The sequence below is a fragment of the Amycolatopsis sp. NPDC088138 genome, assembly GCF_044741685.1.
Lineage (GTDB): Bacteria > Actinomycetota > Actinomycetes > Mycobacteriales > Pseudonocardiaceae > Amycolatopsis.
Window position 1 is genome coordinate 1,038,635 of record NZ_JBIUTB010000001.1, and the last position, 17,620, is coordinate 1,056,254.

Sequence of the window (17,620 nt, forward strand, 5' to 3'; positions counted from 1 at the left end):
GCCGATGCAGCTGGTCACCGAGGACAACATCACCGAGCTCGCCGCGCGGCGCTGGGCGAGCGCGCACGACCCGCGGACCGCCGAGCTCATGTCGGCACTCGTGCGTCACCTGCACGCCTTCGCCCGCGAGGTGCGGCTGAGCGAGACCGAGTGGATGGCCGCGATGAAGTGGCTCACCGAGACCGGGCAGATCAGCAACGAGAAGCGCGAAGAGTTCATCCTCGCCTCCGACGTGCTGGGCCTGAGCATGCTGGTCGTGCAGATGAACCACGCCTTCGACGCCAAGGCCACGCCCGCGACGGTGCTCGGCCCGTTCCACATCGACGGCTCACCGGAGAAGGACTTCGGCGGCGACATGTCCGACGGCCTCCCGGGCGCGCCGCTCTACATCACCGGCACCGTCACCGGCCTCGACGGCTCCCCCGTCGGCGGCGCGGTCCTCGACGTCTGGCAGGCCGACGAGGAAGGCGCGTACGAGTCGCAGATCCCCGGCATCGACGAGGCGCGGCTGCGCGCGAAGTACGGCACGCGCGCCGACGGGTCCTACTGCCTGCGCACGATCGCGCCGAAGGGGTACTCGATCCCGATGGACGGCCCGGTCGGCGAGCTGATCAGCGGCACCGACATCAGCCACTACCGGCCGGCGCACGTGCACTTCCTGATCAACGCGGCCGGGTACGAGCCGCTGATCACGCACCTGTTCCAGGAGGGCGCCGAGTACCTCGACAGCGACGTCGTGTTCGGCACCAAGCAGGAGCTGGTCGTCACGTTCGAGCCGCGCGAGCCCGGCCCGACCCCCGACGGCGGGCACTCCGACGAGCCGTGGCTCGAAGCCCGCTACGACTTCGTGCTGCAGCCCGCGTAGCGATGTCCTGAAGGGCACCCTCATGGCTTATACGTCCCTGAGGGTGCCCTTCACGACTCGTCAGCGTCCGTAGCCCTCGGCGGCCAGGACCTTCCCCATCTGCTCGTAGGCCGCGGGGTCTTCGGGCGCGACCGTGGCCAGCCCGTCGACGTAGCGGTTGTACATGCAGAACGCGGCCGCGATCAGCACGGTGTCGTGCAGCTCGAGGTCGGTCGCGTCCTGGGCGCGGGCCGCCGCGACGAGCTCGTCGGTGACGTTGCGGCCGGTCTCCCGCACGGCCAGCGCGATCCGCAGCAGCGCCTTGATCTTCTCCGACACGGGCGCGTCGTCGACCCCGGCGCACGCCGCGTCGACCACCGCACGGCCGCCGTCGAGGGTTTCGGCCGCCGCGGCGGCGTGGCTGCCGTGGCAGAAGCGGCACTCGTTGCCGTTCGACACGACCGCCGCGATCAGCTCGCGCTCGCCGACCGTCAGGCTGCTCGGCCCGCGCAGCAACGTCTGGGCCAACAGGTTGAGCGGGACCGCGGTCTCGGGCCGGTAGGCCATCAGCGACCGGATCCCGGGCAGCTCCGGGTCGAGCGGGATGTGGGGCATGGAGTCCTCCTCGCTGGCGGGAGATCCAGTCTTTCGGCCCGCGGTGCCCCGGCCAACCTCCACCTTGCGCAGCGGGGATACCGCCGAACGGCCCGGTCCACCCCGCGGGCAGGTGCGGGGTGGACCGGGACCGTCCTTCCTCAGCCGACGGTGAAGTCGTCGGCGTAGACCGACCCCTGGCCGTACCAGCCGTGGACGTAGATCGTCACGGCTCCCGACGCACCGGTCGTGAACGGCACCGACAGCTGCGTCCAGCCACTGGCCGAGGTCCACGTGCTGGCGTTCGCGCCGCCCCGGACCCCGAGGTAGGCGTAGCTGCCCTGCACCCACGCCTTGAGGGTGTAGGCGTGGTTCGGCGCGAGCGTGATGTTCTGCGCGGCCTCACCGGTGGACGACGCCGTCGCTGCCACCTGCAGTGCCTTGGTGCCCGAGTGGGCGGGCGAGGAGACGACCGAGTCGCCCGCGCCGACCCACGGGCTCAGCGCCCCGGTCTCGAACCCGCCGTTGACGACCGAGCCGGTCGGCACGGTGCCGTTGACGGTGAGGGTGAAGGTCGCACTGTGGCTGCCGGAGGTCCCGGCGCCGGTGACGGTCAGCGGGTAGACGCCGGGAACGGCGGCCGAGGTCGTGCTGACCGAGAGCGTCGCGCTGCCGCCGGCGGTGACCGAGCCGGGGCTGACCGACGCGGTGACCCCGGCGGGTGCGCCGGAGACGGAGAGCGCCACGGACTGGGCGGCGCCGGACGTCACGGCGGTGCTGACCGTCGCGGACGTCGAGGCACCCGGGTTCACCGCGGCCGAGGACGGGTTCGCGGCGAGGGAGAAGTCGTTGCCCGGCACGGTCGTGCCGCCGGTGAACGGCTCGAAGGCGTGGCTGAAGAACCACTGGGACTGGCTGATGCCGGAGCAGTTGTCCGCCGCGGCCCCGCCCGGGCAGCCGCCGTTGTCCCGCTGCAGCGCCCAGAAGGACAGTTCGTTGATGCCCTTGGAGACGGCCCAGTTGTAGACGGTGGCCGCGTCGGCGGTGGTGAAGGTCTCGGCGGGGCCGAAGTCGTCGACGCCGATCATCTCGGTGATCCCGACGCTGGCCCACAGCTGGGCCTGGGTCTTGCCCGGGTACAGGCCCGCGAGCTGCGAGACCAGGCCGTTCGCCGAGGTCTGGGTGTCGGTGGCCATCTCGTGGGCGGCGTTGTCGTAGTAGTCGAAGGTCATCATGTTGACGACGTCGACGCGGGTGCCGTTGGAGACGGCGTTGCGCAGCACGGCCAGGCCGCTGTCGGCCAGGCCCTGGGTGGTCGTGGGCAGGGTGTAGGAGATCTGCAGCGACCGGCCCGAGGCCGCGGCCCAGTCCTGGACCTTCTTGATCGCCTTGTTGCGCCGGTCAATGCCGGCTGAATTGGTGAGCGAGTTGTCCTCGATGTCCATGTCGAGGCGCGGGACGTCGTAGGTGGTGATCACCGATTCGTAGGCGGCGGCGATCGAGTCGACGTTGGTGCAGCTGTCGGCGATCTCGGTGCCGGTGTTGTCGGCGGTGTAACCGCCGAAGGACGGGATGACGTCACCACCGCGGGAGCGGATGGTGGCGATGTCGGAGCCGAAGGTGCCGTTGGCGATCGGCATCCCGGTGTCACCGTTCCAGTAGACGGTGCACGAGCCCTTGGTGGCGGCCTGGATGAACGCCATCGTCAGGTGCTTGGCCCCGGACGCCTGGGCGAGCGCGGCCGGGCTCTCCCCCGTCCACGCCTCGAAGTAGGGGGCGAAGACGTGGGAGGGCAGCGGCGTGGCGGCCTGGGCGGTGCCGGCCGCGGCGACCAGCGAGCCGGCCGAGAACGCCGCCAGGGCAAGGGAAACGGACAATCGGGAGAAAGGTCTGCGTCGACGCACTTGCGCTCCAAAGCCGGCGGGGAGCCGTGCTGCGGCGTCGCACGGCGGGACGTCCCCAGGATTGGATCAGACCAATCCTGAGTCAAGGTCTAGACCACTAAACCGGCCGGATGGCGGCACCCCTTGCGCCGGTCCTTTTCGACACCTTCGACCACACCCCGTGAGCAACGATCGGGAGAAAAACGTTCCGGTTCCTGGGGCCTCCCGGTAGCGTGCGCGTCCATGCGGGTGATGTGGGGGAAGATCGAACAACTCAGAGTGACCATGCCGTGGCGTGCGGCACCGAAGGCCGCTCTCACCAGCCCCCTGACGCTGATCGTGGCCGCGGTGACCTCGCTGCTGGCCTGCTTCCTCGGCACCGCGGCGGTCCTGCAGGCCTCCGCGGCCGGCGGCGCCGCGGTGACCTACCAGAGCGGGATCGTCTGCCCCGACGCCTACGGCCCGGTCTTCGGCAAGGGCAACATGCCGGTCAAGGACATCCCCGCGGTCACGGCCGCCGTCCAGCGGCACGCTCCCGCACACGGCTTCGGCGCCCCGGTCGTCGGGCAGTACACCACCGTCCTGACCGGGACCCAGTTCAACGGCGACCCGAACTACAAGATCCGCCTCGGCTACCGCGACCAGACCGGGCTGGACCACCTGAGCCTGCAGCAGGGCACCCGCGCCCCCGGGCTGTGGCTGGGCAACGTCGTGGCCGACGCCGAGCACATCGGGGTCGGCGCCCGCCCGAGCATCCGGGGTGACGGGCTGCCGCCGGTCACCGGCATCTACCAGGACCTGCTCGACCCGCCGCCGCGGTGGTGGTGCTCCCAGCAGTCCGGCGCGGTGGTGGACCGCCTCGCGAACGACCCCATCGACTCGATCGTCTTCGCCACCGACCAGCGCACCTTCGACACCGCGATCCACGCCATCGGCCTGCCGACGATGCAGTACTTCCACATCTCGTTCTACGTCCCGCCGCCGACCACCCTCAGCGGCGCCGAAGACCTGCTGCAACGCTCCCAGGACCTGGTCGCCGACGTCCGCGCGGACCTCACCGCCCAGGGCCTCGGCTCGGCCATCGCCGCCGACGTCCCGACGTTCGAACGGTCGGTCACCATCGCCCGCCAGGCCCAGGACAACGTGTTCGTGTCGATCCTGCCGCTCGCGGTGATCAGCGTGCTGGTCGGCTGCGCGGGTCTCGGCTCCGTGGCCCTGCAGTGGTACCAGCGCCGCCACGCCCAGCTGCGGCTGCTCTCCGCCCGCGGCGCCGGACCCGGCGCCCTGGGGTGGCTCGCGATCGCCGAGCTCGGCCTGCCGATCCTGCTCGGCGGCGCGGCCGGCGCGGTCGCCGCCCGGCTCCTGCTCGGCGTCTACGGACCACCCGGCATGCCCGACCCGGACGCCGAACTGCGCGCCGGCGTCGTCGCCGCGGCCGTGCTGCTGGTGTCCCTGGCCCTGCTCGGCCTCGTCGTCGCCGTGCGGGCGCACCGCGAGTTCGAACTCGGCCGGGTCCGCCGCAAGGGCAACCGGGTACGGCTGCTGGCGTACTTCCCGTGGGAGCTGGCGACCGCGGGCATGGCCTGGCTCGGCTGGACCCGCCTGACCCACTACAGCAGCGGCTCACGCCTCGGAAATCCATTACCCCAGATCGACCCCCTGGCCCTGACCTACCCGGTGTTCGTCGTGCTGACCGTCGGGCTGCTGACCGCACGCCTGGCGTGGCTCGCACTGCGCGCCTCCCACCGCGCCCGCTTCTGGTCCCGGCCCGCGCTGCAGCTGGCGATCCGGCGCCTCGCCGGAGCCCGCGCCCCGGTGACCGGGGTGCTCGTCATCGGCACCCTCGCGATCGGCACGCTGGCCACCGGGATCGGCATCGCCAACGGCCAGGAGGACGCCCTCGACACGAAGTCGGCGATCTTCGTCGGCAGCGACGCCCGCCTCGACACCGACAGCCCGATCGGCATGGGCGCGGTCGCGATGCCGGCATCGCTGGCCGGCACCAGCACCGTCGTCGGCGAGCTGACCGGCACCGGCAGCGTGGTGCTGGTGATCGACCCCGCGACGTTCGGCAAGGTCGCCGCGGTCGGCAGCATCCCGTCCGGCGACCTGGACGGCCTGCTGCGCAAGATCTCCCAGCCCGGCCCGCGCGGCACCCCGGCGATCCGGATCGGCCACCGTCCCGGCCAGTCCGCGCAGCTGCCCGGCGGACTGGCGGACGCCGCGCCCGTCGGCGACCTGCCGGTGTTCCCGATGATCGGCACCTCACCCGGCTACGTCGTCTCCCGCACCGCCCTCAGCCACGCCCAGCTGGACCGGATTCCCAAGTGGAGCGTGCTGACGACGTCACCGATGGCCGACGCCACGGCCGAGCTGCGCGCCGCCGGGGTGTACATCCCGAACCGCGTCAGCCGCGAAACCGCGCTCGACGGCCTGCCCTTCTTCGTCGTGTCCTGGACGTTCTCCTTCGTCGCACTGCTCGGCGCGGTCCTCGGTGTCGTCGCGATCCTCGCCCTGCTGGTGGCCGTCGAGGTCCGGCGACGGCAGAACGCCCTCGCCGGGGCCCTGGTGCTGCGGATGGGCATGCGGCCACGGACCCTGCTGGCCAGCCACCTGATGGAGCTGGGCGCACTCAGTGGCCTGGCGATCGCGGTCGGGGTGGTGTGCGGGATCTCCGTCGCGGGCCTGTCCGTGCCGCGCTTCGACCCCGCGACGTTCCTCGCCCCCCGCTCGGAACTGCCGGACCCGCTGCCGTTCGTGCTGACCGTGCTGGCCGTGGGCGTGCTCGTGGTGGGCCTGGCCGGCTGGATCGCGGTGCGCTCGGTGCGCACCGCCCGGACCGCGGAGCTGATCCGTGCCTGAGAAACCGATCTTCCAGCTGCGGGGCATCGGCGTCGACTACCAGACGCCCGCCGGGATCGTCACCGGCGTCGACGACGTCAGCATCGACGTCCCGGCCCGCGGCATGACCGTGCTGGCCGGGCCGTCCGGCTCCGGGAAGTCCACACTGCTGCGCGTGCTCGGGCTGTTCGAGCAGCCCGCCCGCGGCAGCCTGACGTTCCAGGGCGCCGACGTCCGCAAGCTCAAACACCGCGAACGCCGCGCGCTGCGCCGCCACCACCTGGGGCTGGTGTTCCAGAACCCGTCCGACAACCTGCTGGCCTACCTGTCGGTCGCGGACAACCTGCGCGCGGCCGCCGAGTCCGCCGGGACCGACTGCCGGCCGGACGACATCCTCGGCCAGCTCGGCCTGCACGGCACCGGCGGCTGGAAGATCTCCGCACTCTCCGGCGGCCAGCAGCAACGGCTCGCCTTCGGGTGCGTGCTCGCGGCCCGCTCCACGGTGATCCTGGCCGACGAACCGACGTCCCAGCTCGACGAAGCGTCGGCCGACCTGGTGCTCGACACCCTGCAGTACCTGGTGGACCAAGACTTCGCGGTGCTGGTGGCCTCCCACGACGAACGCCTCATCGACCTCGGCGCCCGCGTCGCCCGCCTCCACAAGGGCGCCCTCGAAGGCATCGAAGAACGGGAGCCCCGGCTGTGACCACCGACGAGATCGCCCCGTCGATGCTGGAGGCCGTCGGCCTGCGCCGCAGCTTCGCCCACCCCAGCGGCGACATCGAGGTCCTGCGCGGCCTCGAACTGCGCGTCGCCGCCGGGGAGCTGGTCACCGTGTCCGGCCGGTCCGGATCCGGCAAGAGCGCGCTGCTGGCCCTGCTCTGCGGGTTCGACTCCCCCGACTCCGGCTGCGTGCTCCTCGACGGCGTCCCGATCAGCGGCGCGCCGCCGTGGCACACCTGCGCGGTGCTGCCCCAGGCCCTCGGGCTGGCCAACGAGCTGACCATCGCCGAGAACGTCGCCCTGCCCCTGCGGCTGCGCTCCGACATCCCCCGCCCGTCCCGCACGGCGATCCAGGACCGCGTCACCGAACTGCTCGACGACCTGGGCATCGGCGACCTCGGCGACCGCTACCCCCTGGAGGTCTCCTTCGGGCAGCAGCAGCGGGTCGCCCTGGCCCGCGCGGTCGCCGGACGCCCCCGCGTGCTGCTCACCGACGAACCGACCGCCCACCTCGACGCCGGCAGCACCCCCCGCGTGCTGAAGCTCCTGCGCCGGTGCGCGGCGGAAGGAGCGGCGGTCATCGTCGCCACCCACGACGACGAGGTCCACCGCATCGCCGACCGCCGCGTCCGCCTCCTCGACGGCGTCCTGACCGCGCTGCTGGACTAGCTCAACGCGGTCGCGCGGCTCACGTCCTCCCAGGCGGCCAGATCCGCCGCCAGGGACTCGTGGTGACTCCGGATCGCTTCGACGGCGTCCGCGCCCAGAGCCAGCCGCAGCGGGGCGTCGTCGCTGTCCACGGCCCGGACGATCGCCGCGGCCGCCTTCGCCGGGTCGCCCGGCTGCGAGCCGTCCATGGCCTCGACGGCGTCGCGCGTACCCGAGGTCGACACCGCGTAGGCGTCGATCGTGCGTGAGCGGTGCATCCGGCCACCGCCGAACTCGGTGCGGAAGGCACCCGGCTCGACGATCAGCACCCGCACCCCGAACGGCGCCACCTCCGCCGCCAGCGCCTCCGACAGCCCTTCCAGCGCGAACTTCGCCGCGCAGTACGCCCCGAAGCCGGGCATCGACAGCTGCCCGCCCATCGAGCTGATCTGCACGATCGTCCCGCTGCCCTGCGCACGCAGGTGCGGCACCACCGCCTTGGTCACCTCGACCGCGCCGAAGAACATCACCTCCATCAGCGTGCGCAGCTCGTCCATCGTGAGTTCCTCCACCGCGCCGACCGACCCGTTGCCCGCGTTGTTGACCACGACGTCGATCCGGCCGAACGTCTCGAGCGCGAGCTTCGCCGCCGCGTCGACCTGACCGGTGTCGGTGACGTCCAGGGCCGCCGTCCGGACCCGATCTCCGCCCGCCGTCTCCAGGTCCGCCAGGGTCTCCGGCCGCCGGGCCGTGGCCAGTACCCGGTCGCCGGCGGCGAGAGCGGCCAGCGCCACCTCCCGGCCGAAGCCGGAAGAGCAGCCGGTGATCAGCCAGACGCGGCCGTCGGTGTTCGTCATCTCCGTGTTCCTCCCAGTGCGTTTCCTCCCTCCATCCTGGGGACGATCACCGGCACACCGCCAACACCGATCCACTGCCACGGCTACAGTCGGAGCCTGTGACCCCCGAGCTGCGGCAGCTGCGCTACTTCGTCGCCGTCGCCGACGAAACCAGCTTCACCCGCGCCGCCGCCGGACTCCACATCGCCCAGCAGTCCCTCTCCCAGCAGATCACCGTGCTCGAACGCACCCTCGGCGCGCGGCTGTTCGACCGCGACGCCCGCGGCACCCGCCTCACCGCCGTCGGCGCCCTGTTCCTCCCCGAAGCCCGCGCGGTGCTGACCCGCGCCGACGAGGCCGTCGCGACACTGGGCCGGGCCGTGCGCGGCGAGATCGGCCACGTCCGGCTCGCGTTCCTCACCACCACGGCCAACTACCTGCTGCCACCCGTGGTCCGCGCGGTCCGCGAACGGTTCCCCGGCATCGAGGTCCACACCGCCGAGGCCTCGATCGCCGAACTCGTCGACGGCCTGCGCGAGCACCGCTTCGACCTCGCCTTCACCCGCCCACCCCTGGTCGACGGCCTCGACTCACGCACCCTGATGACCGAAGAGGTCTGCGCGGTCCTCCCCGAAGACCATCCCCTGGCAGACCGCGCCACCCTGACCCTCGCCGACCTCGCGGGCGAGCCGTGGGTGCTGACCCCGCGCAGCAGCTGGGAACCCTGGCACCGCAGCTACGACGACGACTTCGCCACCGCCGGCTACACCCCGCGCGTCGTGCAACGCGCCGCGACCGTGCAGGGACTGCTCGGCCTCGTCGCCGCCGGGGTCGGCGTCACCCGGCTTACCCGCTCGTCCCACAGCCTCCGGCGCACCGGAGTGGCCTTCGTGCCCTTGGAGGGCGACATCGCCCGGACCGAGCTGGTCTGGTTGCCCGGCAACGACAACCCGGCGCTGCGCACCATCACCGACGTCGCCGTCGAACTCGCCGCCACCACCGACCTCACCGAAGCCGGCTAGAACGTCTTCGCCGCGTCCCGGGCCGCCTCGTGCGCGATCTGGCTCAGTTCCGCCGCGTCACCGGTCAGCGTGGGGTGGAACCGGATCTCCGTCACGTCGTCAATGCCCGTCCAGTTGAGCCAGCCGGTGAAGAACGGCGCCTGGAAGTCGTCCCCGAACTCCCGCCCGAGCCCCGGCCCCCAGACCGCGCTCGTGTAGACGACGGCGGCGCGCTTGCCCCGCCCCGCGAGCAGGTGCTCGTACCCGGTCGCGGCATCGACCCCGAACACCCAGCCCGGCTGCGACACGACGTCGACGAACTGCTTGAGCACGTACGGCACACCCGAGTTCCACATCGGCACGCTGAACAGGATCCGGTCGGCGGAGTCGAACCGCGCGAAGGCGTCACGAGCCGCCTGCCACGCCACGGCCTGCTCACCCTGCGGCGTGCCGCCACCGAAGACCGTCATCTTGGCGCCCGCCGCGGCGGGACCGAACTCGGGCAGCGAACCGTCCCAGAGGTCCCACTCGTCGATCTCGGCGCCCGGATGGACCGCGCGGTAGGTGTCCAGGAAAGTAGCTGCCAAACGCAGCGACTGGGACTCTTCCCCACGTGGGGACACGGAAATGTGCAGCAGATCAGGCATGACGATGCTCCTCGAGGGGTGTCGGCTTTCGCCGGACCAGAATTCGGACTAGAGTCCGCTTATGCCTTCGAACGTTAGCGGACCAGAGTCCGCTTCGTCAACGCCGACCGAGCTCCCGGTGCTCGGCGCGCCCGTCCGCGAACGCGCCGACGCCGCCCGCAACCGGATCCGGGTCCTCACCGCCGCCGAAACCCTCTTCGCCGAACGCGGCGTCGACGCCGTCACCATGGACGACGTCGCGGCCGCCGCCGGCGTCGGCAAAGGCACGCTCTACCGCCGCTTCGGCGACAAGGGCGGTCTCGCCATGGCCCTGCTCGGCGAACGCGAACGTGAGCTACAGCAACGGATCCTCACCGGACCACCCCCACTCGGCCCCGACGCCCCACCCGCCGACCGCCTCGCCGCGTTCATCGAGGCCTACCTCGAACTCCTGGGCCGGCAGCTCGACCTCGTCCTGCTGTCCGAGACCGCCACCACCGGCGCCCGCTTCCGCACCGGCGCCCACACCCTCTGGCGCAGCCACTGCCGCCACCTGCTCGAAACCGGCGGCGCCACCGACCCGGAGATCGCCGCCGACGTCCTCCTGGCCGCTCTCTCGGCCGAACAGGTCCGGCACTGGCTGCACGACCGCGAACTCGGCCCCGAAGCCCTCACGAAATCCCTCGTCGGGCTGACCCGAACCTGGCTGCCCCTGTGACCGGTCACGCACGGTGTCCACCACCGGAACCGATCACCTGATCCGTAGAATCAGCCGTGATGCGACGACTTCGGTGGTACTGGGGAGCGCTGGTCCTCGTCAGCGTGGCCCTGCTCGTAGGCCTCTTCGCCTTCTTCGGCTCCGAAAGCAAACCCGGGCAACCCCAACCCCGCCAAGGACCACCGGGCACCGGCCCCCTCACCGTCGTCGCCATGGGCGACAGCACCGCCTCCGGCGAAGGCGCCGGCCAGTACACGCCGGCCACCAACGGCCAAGGCGGCGACTGGTGCCACCGCTCCCCCAACGCCTTCGTCGAGAATATCGCCGTCCCCGGCATCACCGCCCACGTCAACCTCGCCTGCTCCGGCGCACCCGCCGAACAGGTCGCCCTCGGCGGCGTCAAGCAGTGGACCGAAGGCTCGCAGGCCCAGCAGCTGGCCGCCCTCGTCAAGGACCACCGCGTCGCCGCCGTCGTCATCGCCGTCGGCGCGAACGACGACCCGAAGTTCTCCAACCAGGTCACCGACTGCTTCAAGGCGTGGTTCAGCCCCGGCGGCCCGCCGTGCAGCGACGCGCTCAAGCTGAGCTGGCAGTCCAAAGTGGACGCCATGGTCCCGAAGGTGACCGCCGCCGTCTCCGACGTCAAGAAAGTACTGGCCCAAGCGGGATACGTGCCTGCGGACTACCAGCTGATCCTGCAGTCCTACGCCGCCCCGATCGGCCCGGACGTCCCCGAAGAACTACGCAGCCTCAACGGCTGCCCGTTCCGGGTCGAGGACCTGCGCTGGATCTCCCAGACCGGCATCGGCGTCCTGTCCTCCGGCATCAAGACGGCGGCCCAGCGCACCGGCGCCCGGTTCCTGGACCTGGCGAAGGCGGGCGTGAAGCACGAGGCGTGCAGCGGCGGCGCCAACCCCGCGACCGAGTGGTTCACCCGCCTGACGCTCCAGCTCGCCGACCTCGGCCAGGCCGACCGGGCGGGCCACGCGCTGCAGGAGTCTTTCCACCCCAACGCCGCCGGCCACACCGCGATCGCGAACTGCCTGACGGAGTTCATGGCCAGCCGTGAAGGCAACGCGTCCTGCCTGGCGGGCGCCGACGGCAAACTCCACCCGGCCCCGGAGGTCGTGGCCCGCTGACTTCCGCCGTCTTTTGCTTCGCTTATGAGGTGGCGTAGCCGCTTACGGGACCAGCTGGTTTTTCACCAGCGCCGGACAGTATAGGGCGTTATACACTTAATGAAGACAGTTGATCGCGCCACTTCAAGCCCTGCCTCGGGTTCTTGTCGCGAGGCAGCGCTCAGGGACTCCCCTGTTCGGAGGTGAGAGGCCCTCCAGGAGGGCACTCCCCTACCCCGGGGTGGTCAGAGGTCGAGGGCGGCGCGGAGCGCGATGTCGATGCGCTCCTGGACCTCCTGGTCGATCTCCGCGAGGCGCTCGTCGAACCACGGGCGGTAGAGCCGCGTGAGGTTCAGCGTCGACACCCAGTAGCGGGCGTCGATCGCCACCCCGAGGATGTCCTGCGGGTCGCGGTCGAGCAGTTCGGTGCCGAGCAGCCAGGGGCGCTCGGACTCGTTCACCCCGTCCGAGGACAGCAGCACCACGGTGCGTTGCCGGGCCGGTTCGGTCGGGGGGTGGTACGTCCAGACTTCACCCCTGCGCACGCAGATCCTTTTCCGCCGCGCTGCGCTCGGCCTCGTCGAACTCCGCGGTGGCCGGCTCCGGCTTCTGCGGGGTGTAGCCCGTGCGTACCGCCTCGCGCCGGGCCGCCTTCGACAGCCAGGACGAGACCGAGATCCCGTGTGCTTTCGCGGCTCGTTCGGCGAAATCCAAGGCGCCGCTGTCCAGCGAAAGAGTCACCTTACGTGTTGCCATACCTTTTACCGTACCAGTGCCCCGGTGACCGGCCACCCCGCCGGTGTCAGAACGTAGGCGAACGTCCCTCGAACGGCGTAGAGAGCACCACCGTAGTGCGAGTGGACACCTTCGCGGCCTCCCGGATCCGCCGCAGCAGGTCCTCCAGCGCCAGCGGCGACTGGACGCGCACCAGCAGGATGTAGGACTCGTCGCCGGCCACCGAGTAGCAGGACTCGATCTCCTTGATGTGCTGGATCCGCTGCGGGTAGTCGTCGGGCGCACCCGGGTCGTTCGGCGTCAGCGAGATCAGGGCCGTCAGCGGCAGCCCGATCTGCTCGCCGTCGAGCCGCGCGGTGTACCCGAGGATGACACCGCGCTGCTCGAGGCGGCGCACCCGCTGGTGCACCGCCGACACCGAAAGCCCGACGCGTTCGGCGAGGTCGGTGAAGCTGCGGCGCCCGTCGGCCGCGAGTTCCTCGACGATCGACTGGTCGAGCGGCTCCAGGCCACCGGTGGTCATGCGTCCAGCACGACGAGTTCGTGCGGCTGGTTGTTGACGGACTCGACGCCGTCGGCGGTGACGATCACGATGTCCTCGATGCGGGCGCCCCAGCGGCCCGGCTGGTAGATGCCCGGCTCGACGCTGAAGGCCATGCCCGGCTCCAGCGGCAGCGTGTTGCCCGCGATGATGTAGGGCTCCTCGTGCACGTCCAGGCCGATGCCGTGCCCGGTGCGGTGGATGAAGTACTCGCCGAACCCGGCCTCGGTGATGACGTCGCGCGCGGCGGCGTCGACCTGCTCGGCCGTGACACCCGGCTTGACCGCGGCGACGGAGGCGGCCTGGGCGCGCTGCAGCACCGCGTACGTCTCGGCGACGTCGGCGTCGCGCGGCTCGCCGACGGCGTAGGTGCGGGTGGAGTCGGAGTTGTAGCCGGCCGGCAGCGGGCCGCCGATGTCGACGACCACGACGTCACCCTTGGTGATCACGCGGTCGGAGACGTCGTGGTGCGGGCTGGCGCCGTTCGGGCCGGAGCCGACGATCACGAAGTCCGCCTGGACGTGCCCCTCCTCCACGATCGCCGCGGCGATGTCCGCGCCGACCTCGGCCTCGGTGCGCCCGGCGCGCAGCCACTCGTGGACGCGGGCGTGCACCCGGTCGATGGCCGCGCCGGCGTCACGCAGGGACGCGATCTCGGCGGCGTCCTTGCGCATCCGCAGCTCGCGCACGACCGGGCCGGCCAGGGTCTGCTCGGCCTCGCCGAGCGCCGCGCGCAGGGCCAGCACGTGCAGGGCCGGGGTGAAGTCGCTGACCGCGACGCGGCCGGCCTTGCCGAGCCGGTCCGCGACGAGCTTGTACGGGTCGTCGCCGTCCACCCAGGTCAGCAGGTCGACGCCGAGCTCGTCGGTCGGCACGTCGGCGTAGCCGGGCGCCTCCAGCTTCGGCACGACCAGCGCGGGCGTGCCGTCGGCCGGGACGACGAGGGTGGTGAGGCGCTCGAACGAGCCGCCGGCCTGGCCGATCAGGTAGCGCAGGTCGGAACCGGGCGCGATCAGCAGGGCGTCGGTGTCCGCGGCGGCCGCGGCGGTGCGGGCGCGGTCCAGGCGGGCGCGAAGGGCTGCGGCGTCGGGGGCAGGCGTGTGGAGGGAACGGCGCGACATGGGACGAGCCTAGCCGGGCCGTCCCGGTGATCCACTCGCCCCGGCCCGCGACATGCCGGACCCGAGCGCTACGGCACACCGGCGGGTGCGTGGGAGGCTGTGCGGGTGACCGGACCCCTTGCGCTGCTCGACTCCGCGAGCCTGTACTTCCGTTCGTTCTTTGCCCTGCCCGACTCGATGCGGGCCGCCGACGGCACCCAGGTGAACGCCGTGCGCGGGTTCACCGACACGATCGCGCGGATCCTCACCGACCGGCACCCGTCGCGGCTGGTGTGCTGCCTGGACGCGGACTGGCGGCCGAAGTTCCGGACCGACCTGCTGCCCAGCTACAAGGCCCACCGCGTGGCCGAGGAGACCACCGGCGCCGACCCCGACGTCGAAGAGGTCCCCGACACCCTCACCCCGCAGGTGCCGATCATCCTCGACGTACTGGAGGCGTTCGGTTTCGCCACCGCGGAGGCCGCCGGCTACGAGGCCGACGACGTCATCGGCGCGCTGGCCCACCGCGAGAAGACCGACGCGGTCGAGGTCATCACCGGCGACCGCGACCTGTTCCAGCTGGTCCGCACGAAGCCGACCCCCACGTCGGTGATCTACGTCGGCAAGGGCTGGGCCAAGGCTGAGCAGTTGGGCCCCGACGAGATCGCCGAGCGCTACAGCCTCCCCCGCGAGACGGCCGGCCAGGCATACGCGGACATGTCCATGATGCGCGGCGACCCCTCGGACGGGCTGCCGGGCGTCGCCGGAATCGGCGAGAAGACCGCGGCCAAGCTCATCACGGAGTTCGGCTCGCTGGACGCGCTCTTGAAGGCCTCCGCGGCGAGCGACAACCGGGTCCCGCTCAAGACCCGGTTGCGGCTGGCCGACGCGGCCGACTACCTGGCGGTGGCGCCGACGGTGGTGCGTGTCGCGGTCGACGCGCCGGTGGAGCAGTCCCGCCCCGACGCGGTGCCGACTTCGCCGGCGGACCCGGATCGGGTGGCCGAGCTGGCGGAGCGGTGGAATCTGGGGAATTCGGTCGAGCGGCTGTTGAAGGCGCTGCCGGGGGCTTAGAGGTCGGGCGTCCTTAGGTGATTCGACCCTCGATGGAGGATTCGGGACGCTGGACGGCCAGAATCCTCCATCGACGCCTCGCGGCTGTGTCCCACTCGGAAATTGCCCCGGTCGTGGGCCGCCCCGGATACGGATGCTCGCGGCCGAGCCACGGTCCGCGGCCACTCCGGGGCGCGAATGGCCCTTTCGCGCCCCAGCGGGTTCGGCACGAACGGCCCGTTGGCGCCGAAACGGTCACGAACGGCCCCTTCGCACCGGGTGCGGTGCGCGCGAGCGGCCCTTTCGCACCGGGGTGAGCGTGCCGACGCTCCTTCAGGCAGCAGGGCGCGAACGGTCCTTTCGTGCCCCGGATGAGGGCGCCAACGGTCCCTCAAGGCAGCGGGGCGCGAGCGGCCCTTTCGCGCGCGAGCAGGTGCTGCGCGAACGGTCCGTTCGTGCCGAATCGGTCACGAATGGCCCTTTCGCGCTGGGTGCGGTGTGCGCGAGCGGTCCTTTCGTGCCGGGGGGTGAGGGTGCGAACGATCCTTCAAGGCGGCAGGGCGCGAGCGGCCCATTCGCGCCCCCAGCGAGTGCCGCGCGAACGGCCCGTTCGTGCCGAATCGGTCGCGAACGGTCCTTTCGCGCTCGGGCGGCGAGGTGCAAACGGGCCGTTCGCGACCGGCAGGGATCCCTCACCCACCGGCACCGACCACCACCGTGAACCGCCAGCCTCCTAGAAGTACGTGCCGCACCACGGCGCCGTGACCGTGGTGAACAGCTCGTCCGCCCGGGCGACCGCCGCCGGGTCGTGGACCGTGATCCGGCCCGCCTCCACCAGGGCCGTCGCGCTCCACTCCCCCAGGTACAGCATCGCCAGGCTGTCCACGTCCAGGGTCAGGTGCGCCGCGGCCTCCGTGCGGCGGGCACCCGACGGGCCGACCTCGTAGTGCCCGGTGTTGGCCGGCAGCTTCGCATCGGCCACGGCGAGGACCACGGGCGCGGCATCGCGGTAGGTCCGGGCCTCGAGGGCAGTCGGGACGTCGACCAGGCGCACCCACAGGTCGTCCTCGACGTCGGCGGTGAGGGCGTGCCGGTGGTCGGCCATCATCGCCGCGAGGGGTTCGTCGACCGGGCGGAACCGCGCGCGGATGCCGGAGACCAGGTCCACCGACAGCAGGAACCGCCACAGCGCGGCGCGGGCGACCGGGTCGGCCGCGTGCAGCTCGCGGACCTTGAGCATGACGCCCTTGTCCGGCGACTCGGGGGTCCGCCGGTCGACGGTGAGGTACACCGCGAAGCCGTCGTCCCCGTCCGGTCCACTGTGGACGACCGTGACGTGGTGGCCGTCCGGGCCGACAAGCCGGTCGTGCGAGATCGGCCACCACACGTCCGGGCGGCCCATCATGCCGGCCCGGTGCAGTCCGATCCGCTGGTACAGCCCGGGAATCTCCTTCACGGCCTCGTCCGGGGTGAGCATCCGGACCCGCCCGCCGGCCGGGACGCGCTCGTGCAGGCGCGCCGCGGGCCGGTTGATCCACACGGTCTTGCCGAGCGCCGCGGAGCCGTAGCCGAACCGGCCGTAGATGGTCGGCTCGCTGGCGTGCAGCGCGGCCAGCGGCAGGCCGCGCGCGGCGACGTCGGCCAGCTGCGCGGCCATCATCGCGCTGAGCACCCCGCGGCGGGTCCAGTCGGCGCGCACCCCCACCCCGTCGACCGCGGCGACGCCGAGCGTGCGCCCGCCGGGCACGGCGACCTCGGTGTCGTAGGAGCTCGCGATGCCGATCGGGACCTCGCCATCGAAGGCGGCGAACTTGTGCTCGGCCGGCCAGGACTCCCCGTAGCGGGACCAGTCCTCGTCGCTGACCCGGTTGCTGTGCAGCGAGCGGCCGAGCAGGTCGAACGTGCTGCGGCGTTCGTCTTCGGTGATCAGGCGGACGTCGAAGTCGGTCATGGGCCCGATGATGCCGGGACCTCCGCCCGTCGGCATCCCGTTTTCAGTGCGGCGGGTCCACCCGGTAGCGGCCGTCGGCCCCCAGGACGGTGACCGGGACCAGTTTCGCCGTCCCCCCGATCCGCGCGGTGCAGGCGAACGCCCGGCCGATGACGACCGGCTGCCCCGCGGGGCAGGTCACCCCCTCGACGCCGGTGATCCGGAAGCTGTCCAGGAGGATCTTCCGGACCCCGTCGCCGACCGCGGCGGGGTCGAGCACCCGCACCGGCGCGGCGGTGGGCGCCGCCGTGCTCCGGCTCGGCAGCACCGGCGCCGGGACCGGCTCGGCCGTCGTGTCGCAGGCCGTGAGCACGCAGCAGACGCCGAGGGACACGAGGAAACGCCTGGTCACGGTGCTCACCCCCGGCG

The 17,620-nt window shown here is 72.0% G+C and carries 18 protein-coding genes; 8 read left to right on the forward strand and 10 right to left on the reverse strand.

The window, feature by feature from the left end; all coding sequences use genetic code 11:
- The first annotated feature begins 4 nt into the window (after window positions 1–4).
- Entirely contained in the window at window positions 5–865 is an 861-nt protein-coding gene (locus ACIOD2_RS04695) for a dioxygenase (RefSeq protein ID WP_400534435.1), read from the forward strand.
- Window positions 866–925: 60 nt separating this feature from the next.
- On the opposite strand, the gene ACIOD2_RS04700 is transcribed toward ACIOD2_RS04695, so the two are convergent.
- Both ACIOD2_RS04700 and ACIOD2_RS04705 read right to left on the reverse strand, forming a co-directional pair.
- Entirely contained in the window at window positions 926–1,459 is a 534-nt protein-coding gene (locus ACIOD2_RS04700; RefSeq protein ID WP_400534438.1) for a carboxymuconolactone decarboxylase family protein, read from the reverse strand.
- Window positions 1,460–1,599: 140 nt separating this feature from the next.
- The gene (locus ACIOD2_RS04705) at window positions 1,600–3,315 is read right to left on the reverse strand and encodes a glycosyl hydrolase family 18 protein (RefSeq protein WP_400534441.1); all 1,716 of its coding nucleotides are present in this window, start codon (window positions 3,313–3,315) and stop codon (window positions 1,600–1,602) included.
- 291 nt (window positions 3,316–3,606) lie between these two features.
- On the opposite strand from ACIOD2_RS04705, the gene ACIOD2_RS04710 reads away from it, so the two are divergent.
- The 3 genes from ACIOD2_RS04710 to ACIOD2_RS04720 are packed head-to-tail and all read left to right on the forward strand — an operon-like array spanning window position 3,607 to window position 7,554.
- Complete coding sequence (locus tag ACIOD2_RS04710; RefSeq protein ID WP_400535406.1) at window positions 3,607–6,183, forward strand: FtsX-like permease family protein; 2,577 nt, start codon at window positions 3,607–3,609, stop codon at window positions 6,181–6,183.
- Window positions 6,176–6,868 carry an ABC transporter ATP-binding protein gene (locus ACIOD2_RS04715; RefSeq protein WP_400534443.1) on the forward strand — a complete coding sequence of 231 codons (693 nt, stop codon included), beginning with the start codon at window positions 6,176–6,178 and terminating at the stop codon, window positions 6,866–6,868. The genes ACIOD2_RS04710 and ACIOD2_RS04715 overlap by 8 nt, the downstream gene beginning before the upstream one ends.
- A 23-nt stretch (window positions 6,869–6,891) precedes the next feature.
- Window positions 6,892–7,554: an ATP-binding cassette domain-containing protein gene (locus ACIOD2_RS04720; RefSeq protein ID WP_323328867.1), complete on the forward strand. Its 663-nt coding sequence runs from the start codon at window positions 6,892–6,894 to the stop codon at window positions 7,552–7,554.
- On the opposite strand, the gene ACIOD2_RS04725 is transcribed toward ACIOD2_RS04720, so the two are convergent.
- Window positions 7,551–8,390, reverse strand: a complete 840-nt coding sequence (locus tag ACIOD2_RS04725) for an oxidoreductase (RefSeq protein WP_400534445.1) — start codon at window positions 8,388–8,390, stop codon at window positions 7,551–7,553. The two genes, ACIOD2_RS04720 and ACIOD2_RS04725, sit on opposite strands and share 4 nt — an antisense overlap.
- Before the next feature lie 98 nt (window positions 8,391–8,488).
- Here ACIOD2_RS04725 and ACIOD2_RS04730 point away from each other — a divergent pair, with 98 nt between their 5' ends.
- On the forward strand, window positions 8,489–9,391 hold the full coding sequence (locus tag ACIOD2_RS04730; protein ID WP_400534448.1) for a LysR family transcriptional regulator: 903 nt from the start codon (window positions 8,489–8,491) through the stop codon (window positions 9,389–9,391).
- On the opposite strand, the gene ACIOD2_RS04735 is transcribed toward ACIOD2_RS04730, so the two are convergent.
- Window positions 9,388–10,017, reverse strand: a complete 630-nt coding sequence (locus ACIOD2_RS04735) for an FMN-dependent NADH-azoreductase (RefSeq protein ID WP_400534450.1) — start codon at window positions 10,015–10,017, stop codon at window positions 9,388–9,390. The genes ACIOD2_RS04730 and ACIOD2_RS04735 overlap by 4 nt on opposite strands.
- Before the next feature lie 61 nt (window positions 10,018–10,078).
- Here ACIOD2_RS04735 and ACIOD2_RS04740 point away from each other — a divergent pair, with 61 nt between their 5' ends.
- Together ACIOD2_RS04740 and ACIOD2_RS04745 are read left to right on the forward strand one after the other, a co-directional pair.
- On the forward strand, window positions 10,079–10,714 hold the full coding sequence (locus ACIOD2_RS04740; protein ID WP_400534452.1) for a TetR/AcrR family transcriptional regulator: 636 nt from the start codon (window positions 10,079–10,081) through the stop codon (window positions 10,712–10,714).
- A 59-nt stretch (window positions 10,715–10,773) separates the two neighbouring features.
- Complete coding sequence (locus tag ACIOD2_RS04745; RefSeq protein ID WP_400534455.1) at window positions 10,774–11,853, forward strand: GDSL-type esterase/lipase family protein; 1,080 nt, start codon at window positions 10,774–10,776, stop codon at window positions 11,851–11,853.
- Between the two features lie 224 nt (window positions 11,854–12,077).
- On the opposite strand, the gene ACIOD2_RS04750 is transcribed toward ACIOD2_RS04745, so the two are convergent.
- From ACIOD2_RS04750 to ACIOD2_RS04765, 4 genes are read right to left on the reverse strand one after another with little or no spacing between them, the layout of a single operon-like run.
- On the reverse strand, window positions 12,078–12,377 hold the full coding sequence (locus ACIOD2_RS04750) for a hypothetical protein (RefSeq protein WP_400534458.1): 300 nt from the start codon (window positions 12,375–12,377) through the stop codon (window positions 12,078–12,080).
- Window positions 12,364–12,588 (reverse strand): hypothetical protein, encoded by a 225-nt coding sequence (locus ACIOD2_RS04755; protein WP_323328284.1) that lies wholly within the window; start codon window positions 12,586–12,588, stop codon window positions 12,364–12,366. The genes ACIOD2_RS04750 and ACIOD2_RS04755 overlap by 14 nt, the downstream gene beginning before the upstream one ends.
- 46 nt (window positions 12,589–12,634) lie before the next feature.
- Complete coding sequence (locus ACIOD2_RS04760; RefSeq protein ID WP_247051868.1) at window positions 12,635–13,090, reverse strand: Lrp/AsnC family transcriptional regulator; 456 nt, start codon at window positions 13,088–13,090, stop codon at window positions 12,635–12,637.
- Window positions 13,087–14,229 carry a M24 family metallopeptidase gene (locus ACIOD2_RS04765; RefSeq protein WP_400534461.1) on the reverse strand — a complete coding sequence of 381 codons (1,143 nt, stop codon included), beginning with the start codon at window positions 14,227–14,229 and terminating at the stop codon, window positions 13,087–13,089. Before ACIOD2_RS04765 ends, ACIOD2_RS04760 begins: the two co-directional genes overlap by 4 nt.
- 105 nt (window positions 14,230–14,334) lie before the next feature.
- On the opposite strand from ACIOD2_RS04765, the gene ACIOD2_RS04770 reads away from it, so the two are divergent.
- Window positions 14,335–15,282 (forward strand): 5'-3' exonuclease H3TH domain-containing protein, encoded by a 948-nt coding sequence (locus ACIOD2_RS04770; RefSeq protein ID WP_400534464.1) that lies wholly within the window; start codon window positions 14,335–14,337, stop codon window positions 15,280–15,282.
- A 712-nt stretch (window positions 15,283–15,994) separates the two neighbouring features.
- Here ACIOD2_RS04770 and ACIOD2_RS04775 read toward each other — a convergent pair.
- The gene (locus ACIOD2_RS04775; protein WP_400534467.1) at window positions 15,995–17,212 is read right to left on the reverse strand and encodes a GNAT family N-acetyltransferase; all 1,218 of its coding nucleotides are present in this window, start codon (window positions 17,210–17,212) and stop codon (window positions 15,995–15,997) included.
- Between the two features lie 43 nt (window positions 17,213–17,255).
- Entirely contained in the window at window positions 17,256–17,603 is a 348-nt protein-coding gene (locus ACIOD2_RS04780) for a DUF4333 domain-containing protein (RefSeq protein ID WP_400534469.1), read from the reverse strand.
- Window positions 17,604–17,620: the final 17 nt, after the last annotated feature.